The following is a 17061-nucleotide window of genomic DNA, read 5'->3' on the forward strand; positions in this document are numbered from 1 at the left end:
AAAACTTGCCTCCGTTTCAATCAAGGTACCTTGTGATTTAATTATAATTCTATTTCAACTTTAATTAAATAATACATTCTTTCAAAAATTGTGGCAATATTATTATTTTTTCAATTATTAAATAAAATATTGCAATATAATGTAACTTAACTTTTGCATGACAAAAATACTGTCTAGCGGAGTAAAATTAAAGTTTGAATAAAATTTATCAAACATTGACGAAATTATTAGTATTTTGAACTAAATAGTACTCTATTTAACTATATGCTTATATACGTTTACACAAGCCTATTTCTCAATTTAGTAATAAATTATTTTTTTTGTTAAAATTACTACAGGTAAACCTTTTAAGTAAAAATTATTAAAGGAGGAATTATTTTGGAAAAGACCTTTTATTTTGAAGAAAGAGAGAGCGGTTTCACACCTCTTCTTGCTATTGAAGAAGCTTCAAGGTGTTTATTATGTCATGATGCCCCTTGTTCTAAAGCTTGCCCTGCAGGTACTAACCCTGCAAAATTTATTCGTTCACTTCGCTTTAGAAATTTAAAAGGTGCTGTTGAAACAATACGTGAAAATAATGCATTAGGAGGTATCTGCGCAAGAGTCTGTCCAACTGATAAATATTGTGAAAGCGCTTGCAGTAGATGCGGTATAGATAAACCAATACAAATTGGTAAATTACAACGTTACTTAACTGATTATGAATCAGCAATAAATATGGAAGTTTTAACTCCAGTAAAAGCTACTAAAGAAAAAATAGCTGTAATAGGCTCAGGTCCTAGTGGTCTTGCTGCCTCTTCTAAACTTGCACAAATGGGATACAAAGTTACTGTTTTTGAAGAAAGAGAAAAACTTGGTGGATGGTTATCATACGGTATACCACCTGAAAGATTACCTCAAATAATTGTAGATAACGAAATACAATATATTAAAAATTTAGGTGTTGAATTCAAAACAAATTATAAAGTTGGAAAAGATGTAACTTTAGATGAATTGAAAAAACAAGGATTTAAAGCTTTCTTAGTAGCAGCTGGAATGCAAAATAGTAGAGGGCTTGACATAAAAGGTAAAGATTTAAATGGTGTATTAAATGGTACAGAATTTTTAGCAGAAGCTAAATCTAAAAACGGTGAAACAAAAGTAGGTAAACATGTTATTGTTATTGGCGGCGGAGATGTTGCTATAGACTGTGCTGTTACTGCAAAACTTTTAGGTTGTGAAGATGTAAAAATAGTTTACAGAAGAACACTAGAAAAAATGCCTGCTGATGAAAAAGAAGTTTCTTATACACAAAAATTAAATATACCTATCTTTACAGGATTTAAACCTTCTGAAATTATAGGTGAAAATAATAATGCTTCAAAATTTAAAGCTGTTGGTATGTTTGATAATTCTACTATTGAACTTCCTTGTGACATGGTTATATTTGCAATAGGTCAAACAGCTTCAGATGTTAAATCAATTGCTTCAGTAGAAACTAACGAAAAAGGCATTGTAAAGACTACTGATTACAGAACTAATGTAGAAAATATATTTGCCTGTGGTGATATAGCAGAAGGAGATAAAACTGTTGTATATGCTGTTAAAGAAGGTAAAGAAGCTGCCGTAGCAATAGATAATTATTTTGAGAAAGAAGGTGCTAGATAATGAGAACTAGAGATCTTTCTATAGACTTCTGTGGAGTTAAATGTGAAAACCCATTTTTCTTATCATCTTCACCAGTTGGAAACTGCTATGAAATGTGTGCAAAATCTTTTGAAACTGGTTGGGGTGGAGTAGTATTTAAAACTATAGGTTTCTTCAAACCTAATGAAGTTTCTCCTCGTTTTGATAATTTAAGAAAAGAATCAACTTCTTTTGTTGGATTTAAAAACATGGAACAAATAGCTGAACACTCTTTAGAAGAAAACCTAGAGGCTATGAAAAAATTAAAACAAAACTACCCTGATAAAATAGTAGTAGCTTCAATAATGGGACAAAATGAAGAAGAATGGGAGAAGCTTGCAAAACTTGTAACTGAAATTGATTCTGATATTATAGAATGTAACTTCTCTTGTCCACAAATGACAAGCCATGCCATGGGAAGTGACGTTGGTCAAAACCCTGCACTTGTTAAAAAATACTGTGAAGCAGTAAAAAGAGGTTCTAATCTTCCTGTACTTGCTAAAATGACACCAAACATTGGAGATATGACTGTTCCTGCCATAGCATCTATAGAAGGTGGAGCAACAGGAATTGCTACAATTAATACAATAAAATCTATATCCGGTGTAGATCTTGATAAAATGATAGGACTTCCAATTATAAATGGAAAATCTTCTATTTCAGGATATTCAGGAAAAGCTGTAAAACCAATAGCTTTAAGATTTATACAACAATTAAAAACTAACGAAAAACTTAAGAATATACCAATAAGCGGTATCGGCGGAATTGAAACTTGGGAAGATGCTGCAGAATTCTTACTACTTGGTTCTAGAAACTTACAAGTTACAACTGCAATAATGCAGTATGGTTATAGAATCGTAGAAGATATGATAAGTGGACTTTCTCATTACATGGATGAAAAAGGATTTAATAAGCTAGATGATATGATTGGACTTGCTAATAGAAATATAATCCCAGCAGAAGATTTAGATAGAGACTATATTGTTTACCCTAAATTTGATGATAATAAATGTGTTGGCTGTGGAAGATGTTATATATCTTGTTATGATGGTGGACACCAAGCATTAGATTGGGATGCAAAAAATAGAAAACCAGTTTTAAATAAAGAAAGATGTGTGGGATGTCATTTATGTTCAAATGTATGTCCAACTCAATGTATTTCTAAAGGTGATATTGAATTTAAAAACGGAGCTAAAGAAAGAAAAATAATTCTTTAGTATAATATAATGCGTAAAGCCTATGACGTAAAATGAATTTACTCTATATTTTCCTACACACTATATAGATATTTGTAACAAATAATAGTTTTTACGTTATATTATATAAAGGTTTCTTAATATATTGTAAGTTTTTAAATCAATTTTTACTAAATAAAATCTTTTTGAAATAATCAATAGTAATAACTATAGATAAAATTCCTTTCTCGAATTTATACAAAATAGCAAGTTTTTTGCTTCAGCAGAAAGCTTGCTATTTCTTTACCATAAATATAAACCAAAAACAATCGCTCCGGAAAATGATATATTACTCTGAAACTTTTCACTTCAGCAACAAGTTCTAAACTTTTTTCAAATTCGTAAAGCTAAGAACTTGTAAACTTTGTTCAAATGTTTCTTACGCAATATATCATTTTCCTTCGCTAAGCAGTATCTTTTTACTGCAAAAGTTGAGTAAATAATTAATAATGAATGGAATTTTTCCTTAGGAAAAAATAAAATATAATTTAAGATTTTTGCTAAAACAAAAATCAACATTCATTATTCATTTTTAATTTTTAATTTTTAATTTTCTTTTTAATTATACAATCTTAATTTTTTAAACATATAAGTAGCTCCTGCGGTGCACCATAGGCCAACCATGAAATATCTAATCAAATCACTAAATCTACTAACTGGAAGAACCTTTTTAAACAATACCATAACTACTGCAACTACAACTGCTCCCAATAAAACTTTAATTACTTGCTTTAAAAGTTTGGTTTTTACCTCAAATTTAACATATTTATCTTCAATCACATATCCTATAAAAAAGCCTAAAAATACTCCAACAGCTTTTGCATAATCCCTGCTTTTAAAGAATATAAGTCCTATAAGTGCTATAATGACCAAAATAAGAAATACTCTTTTATCATTATTTTTGTCCATATAATCAAATAAATAATTAGCTGCCAAAGCACTTATAATACCGAAAATTATTCCACCAATCACATCCTTAGGCCAATGAACTCCAAGATATAATCTTGAAATTGCTGTCAAAACAATCATTATAGTTCCTACTATATACAACCAACTTCTTTTAATATTTATCATGAGTGAAGTCCAAAATGTAGTTGTATTTTGAGTATGTCCACTAGGGAAAGAATATCCTGTAGCCGTGTTTGTCCTTAAAGACCTTATCCCTTCTTTTCCTATAGGTCTTGGTGCTTTAAAAATATCTTTTAACATACCATTGAAAACTACGCCCAAGCCTAATGCAAATCCTAACTTATATCCAAACTTCTTATTTACACACCAAAATACTACTAATACAAATAAGATAGTAAAGTACTGTTCACCTAACATAGTTACTCCTGTAAAAAAACTATCTAGAAAACTATTTGAAAAAGATTGAATAAATTTTATTATTTCCATGGTATCCTCCCTACATGCTTTTATTTTCTTATTGTTGTGTAACTAATTTTTCAAATATACTCTTATTCTTTCTTTCCTTTAAAACATCCTTTAAAATATTAGGATAATCTGTAATAATGTTATCCACTCCTAAATTAATCATGTTTTCCATGTCAAGTTCCTCATTAATTGTCCATGCATGAACTTCTCTTCCTATTAAATGTGCTTTCGTGATAAACTTTTCATTAATATTTGTAGCTTCTACACTATAAAAATCAACATTTAATTTTGATATATCACCAAAAACTACATACATAATATATCCTATTTTGATTGATGGATTTAATTTACGTACTTTCTTTAATACATCATAATCTAAAGAAGTAACAACACAATTCTTTGTAAACTTATGTTTTTCAATTATTTTCACAACATTTTCTATTAAATGAGATTCATGTCCATTTAATTTAATCTCAATGTTTAGCTTCATTTTCCCCCGCACCTTGTTTATGGCTTGCTCTAAAGTAGGCATTCTTTCACCCTTAAATTTGCTATCAAACCAACTCCCTACATCTAATTTCTGTAGATCATTATAATTTATATCCCAAATATTAACATCTTTTCCTGATATCCTTTTTAGATTACTATCATGAGTAAGTACTACTTTTCCATCCTTAGTTTCTTGCACATCAATCTCTGAATAATTCGCTCCGCTTTCCATAGCATATTTCAAAGCACTTAATGTATTTTCCGGTGCTGCAATAGAATTTCCTCTATGTGCAGTTATGCTAACTTTATTTTTTTCATCATCTTCATAGTATAGTAGTAATGAAGATATAGTTGTAAACACTAATACTATTACTACTGCTGCAATAGCTAATTTATTTGAATGTTTATTCCAAAGTTTTTTAAAAGGTACTTTAAAGTCATAAATTTTTTTCTTATTATATTGGACTTCTATATTATCCTTATTTTTTACTCTTTCATAATAAAGTCTTGTTAATACACTAATATTAAATGGTAGTGTAAATAAAGAAGTAATCATAAAAATGATACCTGCTATTACAGAAAAAAAGGAAAGAACTATTAAAGATATAAAAGAATCCGAACCAAATTTTTGTATGCTAAAAGAAAGAAGCAAAAGGTATATTATAAAAAATATAACTGTAAAAATTAGTGATATCATATGAAAACTAAATATTATTCTAAGTATTCTGAAATACTGTCCTTTAACCAAATATACACTTCTTTTTAATGCCTTTGAAAAATTTTTTCCTTCTAATATAGAAACATGAAATGCAAAAATCCATCTAATTAATAAAAAATACACACATAATATTACTACTACTAAAAGAATTATTCCCCATGAAGTATTAATCAAAAAATCCTCAATAAATCCTGGTATTTTCAATTGTCCAATTAAACTAGAACTTGCCCCTATGCCTGTAAAGGGTACAATTACTGCCATATAAATTAATATCTGTATTCCACCTATGCTTAGGATTTTGGGAATATTTTTTGCCACATTTATAAGTACTGTTATTATATTTGTTCTATCATTAAAATAGGTTTCTTGTGATATGACAATTAATCCTCCTATTTCTAACAAAACAGCTATGCTAGAAATAAGAAATAGTATTATTATAGTTATGAATCCAGGTATGCTAAATGCAAATTTTACAAGTTCTTTGTTTGTAATTACTTTATATCCACTAATCCATATAAAATAATTCATAATTAAAGATATAAAAGGTAATATTATAAAACTTGTTAACAGTTTATATATTCCCTCATATTTTAGATTTATATAAAATCCTTTTTTTAAATCTTTCAACCCTTCTATCAATAATCTTCTAAAAGATAACTTACTATTATTTTTCCATATTTTCATTAGTATTTTATATCCTTTCTTTAGTTGAAATTATATATAAACTTAGTAATCAACTTTAGCAGTATAAAAATACTGACTCATAAATTATTTTACTTTGAAAATATTTTATTATACCTTTCAAGTTTTCTTACAGGATATAATTCTTCATCTTCTTTCATATATTTTTCAAGTTCAGGGCTAACCTCTACACATTTAATAATATCATCTAATGCATCCTCTAATAAATTTTTCTTTACATAAAAACAAGCCCTATTATAGTATAAAAACCCTGCCTCTGGATTATTGTCTATTCCATCACTTATTATTTGAATTGCCTTATCAAAATCTCCTTTTTCCTTATAATATACAGATAAATTTAAAAAACTATAGGGATAATAAAAATTTTGATATATAGATTTTTTATAGTACTCAATTGCCTCATTTTCATAACCTAACTTATTTAAAATTACTCCCATATTAAACAAAATTCTAAAATGTGTAGAATTAATTTCTAATGCTTTTTTCATATACTCAAATGCTAATTCATTTTCATTTAACTCTTCATATATAGATCCTAAATTAGCGTTTGCCCAAAGATCCTTAGGCTGCATTTCTATGACTTTTTTATAATTTACAATTGCTTTATCCTTTTGTCCAATTTCATCATATATATTTGCTAAAAAGAAATATGCTCTATCATATTTTGGATCAATTTCAATTGCTTTTTTATAATATTTTACAGCCTCATCATACTTCTCTTGTTCATCATATACAACAGCTAATCCATAATATGCCCTAGCATCCTCAGAATCAATTCTCAATACTTCTTTATACTTCTTTTCTGAAAGAGCGTAGCACATCATTTCACAATACAAAATTGCAATATCCATTATAAGCTCTACATCTTTCTTACCTTCTTCACATTGATAAGCTTTTTTATAAAATTTTATTGCCTTAATATAATTTTTTTCACTTTTAAAATTGCGTGCAATACTTACATAATTATCAAATATATAATCTTTCTTCATACAACATTACCTTTCTTTCAATGTATAATTTGTAATGAATGATACACTTCATTGTTCATTATGCATTTTAAATTAATAATTTTATTATATATGTGTTTCTTACTATTTTTCAACTTATAATTTTGCAAAAGAAAAAGGTACATATTACATGAAAACCTTTCACTTCAACAAGAAATTCTAGCGCAAAATACTAAAAACCCCTCAGTTCAGTATTAACAACTGAAGGGTTAACTATAAATTAAAAACTTTTTTCATAAAAAATCAATTCCTTATAACAAAAATATTGAAACTTGAAAAACACAATATTTTTTTATGTATACTGGTTAGTTAATTACTTTGACCAATGACTTGGTCGAACTAGCATCATAGGTAGCTTTGTATGTAAATCTCCTTTAGTTGTATTGATCTGAGCTTGAGTAAGAAATATGCTATTTGTAAGATTAGCTCCACTAAAATCAGCATCTCGTAAATCAGCTCCGATGAAATCAGCTCCACTCAAATCTACCCCTCTAAGGTTTGCCGCAATAAGACATGCTCCCCTTAAATCTGCACCTCTAAGATTAATTCTTCTCAAATCCGCACCAAAATAGTCTAATCCACAATGACTTGTTTTCCTATTTCTTAAAGTACCATTCTTTCTACTGCAGTATTTAGTACGTATCAACTCGCTGGTATTTTTAAGCAACATGTTAACCTTAGTTCTATGAGCTTCCACATCTAATGCTAATAGAGACTCAGCATCAAGAATGGTAAGATGTTCAGTATTATCTATTAATGAACTTATCTCCTCTCTAATACAGTGATCCTTTTGCAGCACAAACGCTTCTGAAAGATACCACAGCATTTCATGAAGCTGCCTCATAATCAGAAATACCTCAAACATTTGGTTAGCAGATTCGGGGGATTTTCGCCAGTCATGTCCACCATAAGTAACTTGAGCTACCTTTTGACCAGCACCAAAACAGTCATAAGCAGTACACCCCTTAAGACCTTTTTTTCTAAGATTTTTATGAACAGAACAAGTAAAGTCAGGTTGTAAGTTTATACAGGGCTTACCGGCGTCTTTATTTGTTGGAAATCCATCACAAGATGAAAAGTATAATGCTACACAGCATAAACCGAAACATTTTTCACAATTTACTCTCAATTCTTTATTACGCTTATCTTCATATGTATATGTCATATTCATTTACCTCGTATTAGAAAAATATAAATAATTTTTACTTTTAAATTATATCATACACAACATGTATTTCAATGTATTATTTTTATTCATAAAATTCGCTTCCAATTAGTTATCTTTAATTTTGAATGATTTAATACTCTCATCTAATCCATTAATCATGCCGTTAAGATTAGAAATAGATTCCGTTACCCTATCTACCCCTTCTGATTGAGTTTCCATAGAAGCTGCTACCTCTTCAGTTGATGCTACATTCTCTTGAATATTACTTGAAATATTGCTCATAGTGTTATTAACTTGATCCTTCAATCCATTCATAGTTTCAACTTTATGTGTTAATGAATCCACATAACTTATAAAATTATCATTAGTATCTTTCATTTCTTCAAAAACAGAAATATTACCTTCCAATGATTTATTAGCTTCATCAACTAATTTTGTAGTATAATTAATAGTTTTTCCATTATTCTCTATAGAATTTTTTATTTCATCTATAATAGTTTGTATTTCATTTGTAGATTGTGAAGATTGTTCTGCTAATTTTCTAACTTCATCTGCAACTACAGAAAATCCCTTTCCAGCTTCTCCTGCTCTTGCTGCTTCAATAGCAGCATTTAAAGCTAATAAATTAGTTTGTTCTGCTATTCCATTAATTGTATTTATAATATCATCTACCATTCTTGATTTTTCAAAAAGCTCTTTTAAATTTTTTTCCATTACAGAAGTAGCTTCTATATTTTTATCAAAATCTTTTCTTAACTCACATATAGACTTTATACTATTTTGATTTTTATCTTTCATATCTACAGATACTTTTTTCATCTGATTTGATTCTGTATATATTTTTTCAATTTCCTTATCCAATTTCATCATAGCATTGTTAGAATTTATAACCTGTTCACTCTGATCACTAACACTTGTAGAAACTTGCTGCATAGCTTGAGATACTTCACTACTAGTAGATTGCATACTTTGTGATGACTCACTCAACACATTAGATATATTCTTCGATTCAACTACAGTATTCTTAATGTTCTCTAAAAGCTTACTTACTCTTTTACACATATCATTTAATCTAGATGCTATTATCTCAAGCTCATCATTTGTTGTAATATTTAAATCATCACTAAAATCTCCACCAGCAATTTTTTCAATGTGTTTTAAAATAGATGGAACATTCTTCATAGTTCTCTTAAGTACAAAATAAATTATTCCTAATAATATTGACAAACTTACTACAGCTACTACAAAAAAATTCCTTTTAAATCTCATAACTACATTATCAATCTCATCCTTATCTAAGAAAAGTCCAACTTTCCATTTACTCATAGAGTTAGTGTCATAACAGACATAATTATCTTTATTATTATATTTGTAAATAGTTATTTTCCTATTTTTTGTTTTCATTATATCTTTAGGTATATCTTTATATCTCTTATAACTTTTACCTAAATAAGCTTTCTTTATGTCACCTTTATTTTCTGTCTTATTCTTTGAGTCACTTTTTGAAGCCATTAACGTATTTGCTGCATATGGTTTATATAATACTGCACCATTAGAAGCTATAATAATTGGATATCCTTCATGTTTTCCTGAAAATTGTTTCATATATTCATAAACTTTATCTAAACTAACTTCAATAGCTATAAATCCTACATTTTCCCCTTTTACATTATTTACTCCTTTTACAATACTTATTTCTGTTGAACCATCTTCTGCTGTAGCTTGTGTTATATTTAATTTTCCATCTCCTAAAAAACCTATGTAATCTTTATAATCAACAGTTCCTTTTTTATTCCATTGAACTTGTCCACATTCTTTAGAATCAACATATAAATTATGATTTTTATCTGCTAACCATACCATTGATATATTTTTGCTGTTATTTTCTATTCTTTTTATGTTTTTTTGCAATTCTTTATAATCACTGTCTTTTTTTAATTTTCCTTCAAAAAAATCAATCATGATTTTATTATTGCTCATTTGTTCTACTGCAGCAACATTTTCCTTAATATATTGGTTTATGTATAATGAAATATTATCTAAATCTTTATTAATATTTTGAGAAACCCCTGTTCTAAGTAATTTTGTTACTAATTTACTCATACCAATCCCTACAACACTTGCCATTAACAATACAACTAAACTAATTATACACAAAACCTTTGTTGTAATACTTTTAGTTTTAAATATTCTCATTGTATCATCTCCTATTATTATTTCCTTTCAATTAACATATATAAAATTTCTTTTTTAATTATAAAATACATTTTTATACTTTTTATACATACTTGTATATTTTTATACTTTTTTGTATTTTATTCTATTTTTTTCTTCTATATTGTATCACACGCAAAAAAACTTATCAAAATTTCTATATATCAATATACGACAAATGAATTATATACATTATTTTTTTGACATTATTTTACTCTAGAATTGATATTAAATATGTATTATGTTAAATTTAATATTAAATCTATAATAAAATAGTTGCTTAGAAAAAAACTTTTTGTATAATAGGTATGTAAGATTAAAACTTAAGGTGAGGTAAAATATGAAGCACTTATTTATAATAAATCCTAATGCTGGCAAAAAAAATGGACTAAACTATATACCATTAATTGAAAAATATTTTAAATCTAATGATCTAGAACATGAATACAAAATTATAACTACTGAATACAAAGGACATGCCACAAAAGTTGCAAAAGAATATTCTTCAAAAGGAATTAAGAGGATTTATGCTGTTGGTGGAGATGGTACTATTAACGAAGTATTAAATGGTATTGTTGAAAGCAATAGTATACTTGGGATAATTCCTTGTGGAACAGGTAATGACTTCATAAGAAATTTAAGTAATGAAAAAGATGATATATTAAAAAAAACTATAGAAGGACAAGTAAAAGAAATTGATATTGCTAAAGCAAATGATAAATATTACATAAATATATCTTCTGTTGGATTTGATTCAGAGGTAGCTTATAATGCACAATTATTTAAAGGCAAAAAATTTATTCCTAATAATTTAGCATACTTAATTAGCTTATTTTATACACCATTTAAATTTAAACCACTGAAACTTAACATAACTGTCGATGATAGAAGTTTTCAACAAGATTCTATGCTTCTTGCTACATCTAATGGTAAGTGCTATGGTGGTGGTATATATATAACTCCTGAAGCTGATATAACGGATGGTTATCTTGATATATGTACTGTAAGAAAGGCTAAATTGCTAAGATTTTTAAGATATTTACCTATGGCTCTAAAAGGCCAACTTAAATCTATACCTGAAGTTACATATTATAGAGCTAAAAAAGTTCACGTATCTTCTGACAAAGAATTTTCTTTTAATAATGATGGAGAATTACTAAGAAGTAAAAAAGTTTCTTTTGAAATAATTCCAAAAGGTATTAAAGTTCTTGTACCAACAGGAAAATAGGAAATTGGTAACAAAACATATCTTAAATAAAGTATAAATATTAAAGAACAAAGTACAAATATGGACATTTTTCTTACAGAAAAATTTATAATTAATTGATTTTCAAAAGCTTGCATTTGAAAATCTTCCTTATTTATACTTTGTTCTTTTTACTTTTTACTTTATATTTAGCTTGTTCTATGCTTTATTTTTTACAAAACTTCAACTATCACTTAATATTAAATGTACCTAAAAATAGCTTGAATTTTAGCAGTAATTTTAACCTGTCCAGGCATTATAGGAACAGCTGCTAATTTCAAAGATTGATCTTGAACATTTTCATAATAATAGCTTTGCTCCTCAATACTCCATGGAACATCATCTACATTTACATTCAATGTTTTACCTATATCCAAAGCTTTTACTATAGCATCTTCTACAGCTATGTTTAAAGCCTTTCTATAATACTTAGACTTATTATATACGGTAAAATTAATATTACTAATTTCATTAACTCCATTTTTAGTTAATCCATCTACTATCTCCCCAACCATATCCAAATTTCTTATGGTTACACTTAACCTATTTGTAACTTTGTAGGATCTAAAAATTTTTTCTCCCTCAATATAATCATACTGCGCTTCCACGTTATAATAAGTTGTGGTTATATCTTTTTCGTCTATCCCCATACTTTTTAAATAGTTAATTACTCTAGTTGTTATAATAGAATTTTCTTTTTGCGCTTTTTGCAACACCTTATCTTCTGTTATTATTCCAAAATTAATAATTGCTGTATCTGGTTCTACTTTAACCGTTCCTATTCCATTCATTTTCATCTTTCCACTTTTTACTTCTCTTTGTCTATACATATAGGGAAAATCATTCACAAAATTATAATTCATAATAATAACCTCTTTGCAATTAATCCTACTTTTATGATATGTACTACAGTTAAGATTAATGACTTACTTTAATTTGCTCCTTCGTAATCATTTTTCCTTGAATAAACATAAACACTCCCAATATCATAAAAATATCTCCAACACTAATGCTCTTTGGTATAGGATAAGGTTTTTTTATATGAATAATATCACCTAAAAATGATAGTTTAGTAGAATCATCTGCCAACTTATGAGTTAAATCCTTTCCAGTTTTTAAAATTTGTAAACTTTCCTGGGAAATCATATTTTCAATTCCTCTCACATCTACTGGCATACGTCCCCCATTAACCATAATAACTAAAAAATTCAATATTACTCCAATCATTACTGACTTAAAACCTTTTTTCCTAATATTAATAAATAGTACTACAATTATTAAACTATAAGTAATCATATGTATCCAAAATATATTATTATTTATAACCTTCCAAATAGAACCTATCTCTTTAATTCTTATGAAAGACACAGTAAATTCAATAAGTGCTGCCACTACTATAAACCACCACTTATTTATGAATATATTAAATAAATTTTTTATTTTTCCCCCTCTTATCTTTCCTATAACAATAGGAAAAATTAAAGCTTCTATCATCATAAATGTATCAGCCCCCATATTAAAATTCTCACAGTCTATTTCACAGTAAAAAATACTGTATAGCGAAGTAAAATGATATATTGCTAAAAAACATTTAACAGCAATTAAGAATTAATAACTCAACTTTCGCAGTTGAAAAACAACCGCTGCGGTAAATGATATCTTGCTCAGAAACCTTTCACTTCAGTAACAAGTTCTAAGCTTTACTCATATTGAAAAAAGATTTTTTAATTAATATTCCATAGGAATCAATAATTAAAAAATGACTTTTTTCAAATTCGTAAAACTAAGAACTTGTAAACTTTGTTCAAATGTTTCTTACGCAATATATCATTTACCTTCGCTAGGTAGTATTTTTGTCCTGCGAAAGTTGAGTTAATAATTATCTTTAAAGTGAAAGGTTAATATACTGAATAAAAGCTTTTGCTGCAGTAGGGTGAAATTGTTTTCCTACTTCTTGTGATATAATGTCTATGGCCTTACTCTTATCCATAGCCTTTCTATAAGGCCTGTCCGATGTCATAGCATCATATGCATCGGCAATTGCTATGATATGTGATTCTAAAGGTATTTCCTCTTCCTTTCTTCCTTCTGGATAACCTTTTCCATCAAAACGTTCATGATGACATTTTATAATCACCATAACATCTGACAGATTTTTTACTTCAGATAATATCTTACTACCAATTTCCGGATGTTCTTTTATCTGTAAAAATTCATTATCTTCCAATCTTGCAGGCTTATTAAGTATAGTATCTGGAATACCTATTTTCCCTATATCATGAAGAATAGCTGCTATTTTAATTTTTTCTATTTTATATTCACTAAGTCCCATAGTCCTTGCAATACCTACTGCATAATCTGCCACTCTATAAGAATGACCATTTGTATATCTATCCTTAGCTTCTACTGCATTAGATAATGATTTAATAGTTTCAAAATACATATGCCTCATATCTACATAAAGTTTAAATGAATATCTAGCCAAAAGTAATGGACCAAAAAAGAGAATTACTGCAAATCCTCCATAATGTTTATATATAATAGCTATCATTATTCCTATTGGAGATATTGCAATGATGTTTAAGATTGCCCATGTATTTTCACACAATAGTTTCAATAAAGATTTGCCCTCTATAATAGACATTAATATAAAAAATATTAATGTATCTATTATTATATAAAATAATATTGCTATAATTATACCGATTACATTAAATTCTAACAATTTTATATCTGCAAAATAAATACTGAATTTGTTATAAATAATACTGGCTGCAGTTAATGAAATAGAATATGCACTTCCATTAAATATCCTTTTATATGGGTTTGTATTAAATACATGTTGTATTTTTCCATCTACATTCTCAACAAATAACATCATAGAAAGAAATCCTATAATGGCTACAACACTAGATTGAAAAACTAATACTGCTCCAAGTCCAATGCCGAAACTCACTGAAATAGCTATAGTATCTCTTACTCTTATTCCAAGTGATTCTGCAATAATACCTAGAGCAGTAAAAAATATAATTGAAAATGTCATATCAAATGTAAAAGTCTTAACCCCCAAATATAAAGAAAAAACTCCTAAAGACATGACTAGAACCATATATATTTTTAATTTTATTGGCATACCCTTCATATACACACCCCTTTATGTAATTTTAGGCCGGCTAAAAATTACCTCCAGCTCCAGCTTGCGCCGCCAGCTAAAATTAATGACAATAATACCATTAATGCAGCATACAATTTGCTTCTCATGTGATATAGCCTCCTTTATTTAAGTACTCTGTTTCTTCGCTATCTTTACAGGCTATATCGCTTCGCTATTACAAACAAAATAATGCCGACCTAAAATATTAACTTAAATATCAACTTGAACAATTTTTCTATTAATAGCATCTAATGTTGCTTTTACAATAGCTTCGTAATCATCTTTTTTTACTATTGCTGCTCCTACTAATAGTTCTTCACCATAATTGCATATAAAAGTAACTGCTATATTCATTACTTCTCTCTTTGCTAAACTTATTTTTTCTATATCTTCAACTATAAAAACATTATTAGCTCCTAAAAAACTATGAACACAATCTAAAGTGGCTTGTCCTACTAAACGATATATATTGTTTTTAGAATTTGTACCTTTTACAATCGCTTCAACCTCTTTGTCATCTTTTTTCAATATTACTTTAACTTCCACTAAATTTCCTACAATAGAATATCCTATAGAACCTATTGATAATCTATACTCGTTGTCTATTTCATCTTTAGAATTAACTTGAGCTATACTAATCTTTTTGTGATCTATTTTAATGTGAAATTTAGCAGTTACCGCAGATTGAATATCTCTTGAAATTTGTTTTGCATTCCTTTTACTATATGCTAAAACATGAATTTCTTCTATTTGTCCATTATCATCAAGTATTATCTTTGATGACATAATATCTGGAATACTATTCATTGTACATTCTATGTCTTTAATCATTTCATTTATATTTAAATTCTCCATTCTCAAAGCCCCTTTAGTTAATAAATAAACGCAAAGTAATTTTATGTATCTATTTCGACATTTTTCTTCTTTTTCCTTCTATGTTTTTATGTTTTTTTAAATTTTAAATTAAAATTTACAAATTAATATAATACGAATTTCAAAAAAGTTATATAACTTTTTAGTGAGAAGTTTACAATTGATACTAACTGTTTTTCCCTTTTTCTTTTTGGTAACATATCCATCTATTAAAATCATAGATTATATTGTATAAAAATTTACAATAAAGTTAATAATTCCAATAGAATAAAATTATTAACTCAACTTTCGCAGTAAAAAAATACTGTCTAGCTAAGGGAAATGTTTCTAATCAAGATATCATTTCCCACAGCGGCTATTTTTCACCTGGGAAAATTGAATTATTAATTATCTAGAAGGAGGAGGGTTTTAAAAATGTTTAAATTTAAAAAAGCACCTTTGTTGTGCTTAGTTATATCAATTTTATTAATTTTTCCAACGGGATGTAAAAATTTAGAGGCTAATAAAAAAACACTGCCTACTAATAAGACTAATAAAAACACAAAAGTAATGTGTAATTCACCAAACTCAAATAACAAAAAAAGTTCATCTACTTCATCAAACTTAGATGATAATAAAGCTACAAAATCAAATGTGTTAAATTCAACTACTAAAACCACAAGCACTAATATTAAAAATTCTAATTTAAATAAAAATAATAAAATAACTGCTATTACAGATAAGCAAATTATTGAGTTACTATACAATGGCTATAACACTATGAGGAGTCTTGAAAAATTTTTACAGTTAGATAATCCAATGATTGAAGATTCATCTTACACTTATGTAAAATTACCACAGAAAATAACAACCAATGATGCTTTAGTTCAATATTTAAATAAAGAACTTAATATAAATAAATATTATACTAATGATTATATGAAAAGATTGATAAACTACTCTTTTAATAAGAAATTTAATGGTGAATATTATATGTTAATTGGACAATTTGGAATGATTGAAAATATTAAAAATGCTAAGGTAACAGATAAAAAATATGAAAATAATAAGTTACATGTCACTATAAGTGTATATGATAAATATGAAAAAAAGAATTATAATCACAATGCTTCATTAATTTACAATGGTAAGACTTGGTTAATAGATACAGTTACTTTCTCTCCATGGTAAATGAACAAAACCATATATTGTAAAAAATTCCAACTCATTAAATGTG

Annotated in this window: 13 protein-coding genes; 4 read left to right on the forward strand and 9 right to left on the reverse strand. The window is 27.4% G+C overall.

The window, feature by feature from the left end; all coding sequences use genetic code 11:
- Positions 1–375 precede the first annotated feature (375 nt).
- On the forward strand, positions 376–1647 hold the full coding sequence (locus tag ACFIJ5_RS13515; RefSeq protein WP_379809617.1) for an NAD(P)-dependent oxidoreductase: 1272 nt from the start codon (positions 376–378) through the stop codon (positions 1645–1647).
- Positions 1647–2882 (forward strand): NAD-dependent dihydropyrimidine dehydrogenase subunit PreA, encoded by a 1236-nt coding sequence (gene preA, locus ACFIJ5_RS13520; protein ID WP_379807884.1) that lies wholly within the window; start codon positions 1647–1649, stop codon positions 2880–2882. The genes ACFIJ5_RS13515 and preA overlap by 1 nt, the downstream gene beginning before the upstream one ends.
- Positions 2883–3458: 576 nt before the next feature.
- Here the strand turns inward: preA and ACFIJ5_RS13525 are convergent.
- The 5 genes from ACFIJ5_RS13525 to ACFIJ5_RS13545 form a co-directional block, all read right to left on the reverse strand.
- Complete coding sequence (locus ACFIJ5_RS13525) at positions 3459–4295, reverse strand: phosphatase PAP2 family protein (protein WP_379807886.1); 837 nt, start codon at positions 4293–4295, stop codon at positions 3459–3461.
- A 28-nt stretch (positions 4296–4323) separates the two neighbouring features.
- Positions 4324–6165: a glycerophosphoryl diester phosphodiesterase membrane domain-containing protein gene (locus ACFIJ5_RS13530; protein WP_379807888.1), complete on the reverse strand. Its 1842-nt coding sequence runs from the start codon at positions 6163–6165 to the stop codon at positions 4324–4326.
- Between the two features lie 89 nt (positions 6166–6254).
- Positions 6255–7172 (reverse strand): tetratricopeptide repeat protein, encoded by a 918-nt coding sequence (locus ACFIJ5_RS13535; RefSeq protein WP_379807890.1) that lies wholly within the window; start codon positions 7170–7172, stop codon positions 6255–6257.
- A gap of 331 nt (positions 7173–7503) precedes the next feature.
- Positions 7504–8355 carry a pentapeptide repeat-containing protein gene (locus ACFIJ5_RS13540; protein WP_379809618.1) on the reverse strand — a complete coding sequence of 284 codons (852 nt, stop codon included), beginning with the start codon at positions 8353–8355 and terminating at the stop codon, positions 7504–7506.
- Between the two features lie 108 nt (positions 8356–8463).
- Positions 8464–10554, reverse strand: coding sequence for a methyl-accepting chemotaxis protein (locus tag ACFIJ5_RS13545; RefSeq protein WP_379807892.1), 2091 nt, complete (start codon positions 10552–10554; stop codon positions 8464–8466).
- 358 nt (positions 10555–10912) lie between these two features.
- Here ACFIJ5_RS13545 and ACFIJ5_RS13550 point away from each other — a divergent pair, with 358 nt between their 5' ends.
- Complete coding sequence (locus ACFIJ5_RS13550; protein ID WP_379807894.1) at positions 10913–11800, forward strand: diacylglycerol/lipid kinase family protein; 888 nt, start codon at positions 10913–10915, stop codon at positions 11798–11800.
- A 218-nt stretch (positions 11801–12018) separates the two neighbouring features.
- On the opposite strand, the gene ACFIJ5_RS13555 is transcribed toward ACFIJ5_RS13550, so the two are convergent.
- From ACFIJ5_RS13555 to ACFIJ5_RS13570, 4 genes are all read right to left on the reverse strand, one after another.
- Complete coding sequence (locus ACFIJ5_RS13555; protein ID WP_379807896.1) at positions 12019–12681, reverse strand: SIMPL domain-containing protein; 663 nt, start codon at positions 12679–12681, stop codon at positions 12019–12021.
- 55 nt (positions 12682–12736) lie between these two features.
- The gene (locus tag ACFIJ5_RS13560) at positions 12737–13315 is read right to left on the reverse strand and encodes a DUF5317 domain-containing protein (RefSeq protein WP_379807898.1); all 579 of its coding nucleotides are present in this window, start codon (positions 13313–13315) and stop codon (positions 12737–12739) included.
- 388 nt (positions 13316–13703) lie between these two features.
- Entirely contained in the window at positions 13704–14960 is a 1257-nt protein-coding gene (locus tag ACFIJ5_RS13565) for an HD-GYP domain-containing protein (RefSeq protein WP_379807900.1), read from the reverse strand.
- A gap of 222 nt (positions 14961–15182) precedes the next feature.
- Positions 15183–15827, reverse strand: coding sequence for a hypothetical protein (locus ACFIJ5_RS13570; protein ID WP_379807902.1), 645 nt, complete (start codon positions 15825–15827; stop codon positions 15183–15185).
- 432 nt (positions 15828–16259) lie between these two features.
- Between ACFIJ5_RS13570 and ACFIJ5_RS13575 the strand changes: the two genes are divergently transcribed.
- Positions 16260–17015, forward strand: a complete 756-nt coding sequence (locus tag ACFIJ5_RS13575; RefSeq protein ID WP_379807904.1) for a DL-endopeptidase inhibitor IseA family protein — start codon at positions 16260–16262, stop codon at positions 17013–17015.
- The last annotated feature ends 46 nt before the right edge of the window (positions 17016–17061 follow it).

Origin of the sequence: Haloimpatiens myeolchijeotgali (assembly GCF_042688525.2) — a bacterium.
Lineage (GTDB): Bacteria > Bacillota > Clostridia > Clostridiales > Clostridiaceae > Haloimpatiens.

Bases quoted from the DNA above. Each gene is read 5' to 3' on its own strand.
- preA (WP_379807884.1), top strand. From the start codon at position 1,647: ATGAGAACTAGAGATCTTTCTATAGACTTCTGTGGAGTTAAATGTGAA.
- ACFIJ5_RS13525 (WP_379807886.1), bottom strand. From the start codon at position 4,295: ATGGAAATAATAAAATTTATTCAATCTTTTTCAAATAGTTTTCTAGAT.
- ACFIJ5_RS13530 (WP_379807888.1), bottom strand. From the start codon at position 6,165: ATGAAAATATGGAAAAATAATAGTAAGTTATCTTTTAGAAGATTATTG.
- ACFIJ5_RS13535 (WP_379807890.1), bottom strand. From the start codon at position 7,172: ATGAAGAAAGATTATATATTTGATAATTATGTAAGTATTGCACGCAAT.
- ACFIJ5_RS13540 (WP_379809618.1), bottom strand. From the start codon at position 8,355: ATGACATATACATATGAAGATAAGCGTAATAAAGAATTGAGAGTAAAT.
- ACFIJ5_RS13545 (WP_379807892.1), bottom strand. From the start codon at position 10,554: ATGAGAATATTTAAAACTAAAAGTATTACAACAAAGGTTTTGTGTATA.
- ACFIJ5_RS13550 (WP_379807894.1), top strand. From the start codon at position 10,913: ATGAAGCACTTATTTATAATAAATCCTAATGCTGGCAAAAAAAATGGA.
- ACFIJ5_RS13555 (WP_379807896.1), bottom strand. From the start codon at position 12,681: ATGAATTATAATTTTGTGAATGATTTTCCCTATATGTATAGACAAAGA.
- ACFIJ5_RS13560 (WP_379807898.1), bottom strand. From the start codon at position 13,315: ATGATGATAGAAGCTTTAATTTTTCCTATTGTTATAGGAAAGATAAGA.
- ACFIJ5_RS13565 (WP_379807900.1), bottom strand. From the start codon at position 14,960: ATGAAGGGTATGCCAATAAAATTAAAAATATATATGGTTCTAGTCATG.
- ACFIJ5_RS13570 (WP_379807902.1), bottom strand. From the start codon at position 15,827: ATGGAGAATTTAAATATAAATGAAATGATTAAAGACATAGAATGTACA.
- ACFIJ5_RS13575 (WP_379807904.1), top strand. From the start codon at position 16,260: ATGTTTAAATTTAAAAAAGCACCTTTGTTGTGCTTAGTTATATCAATT.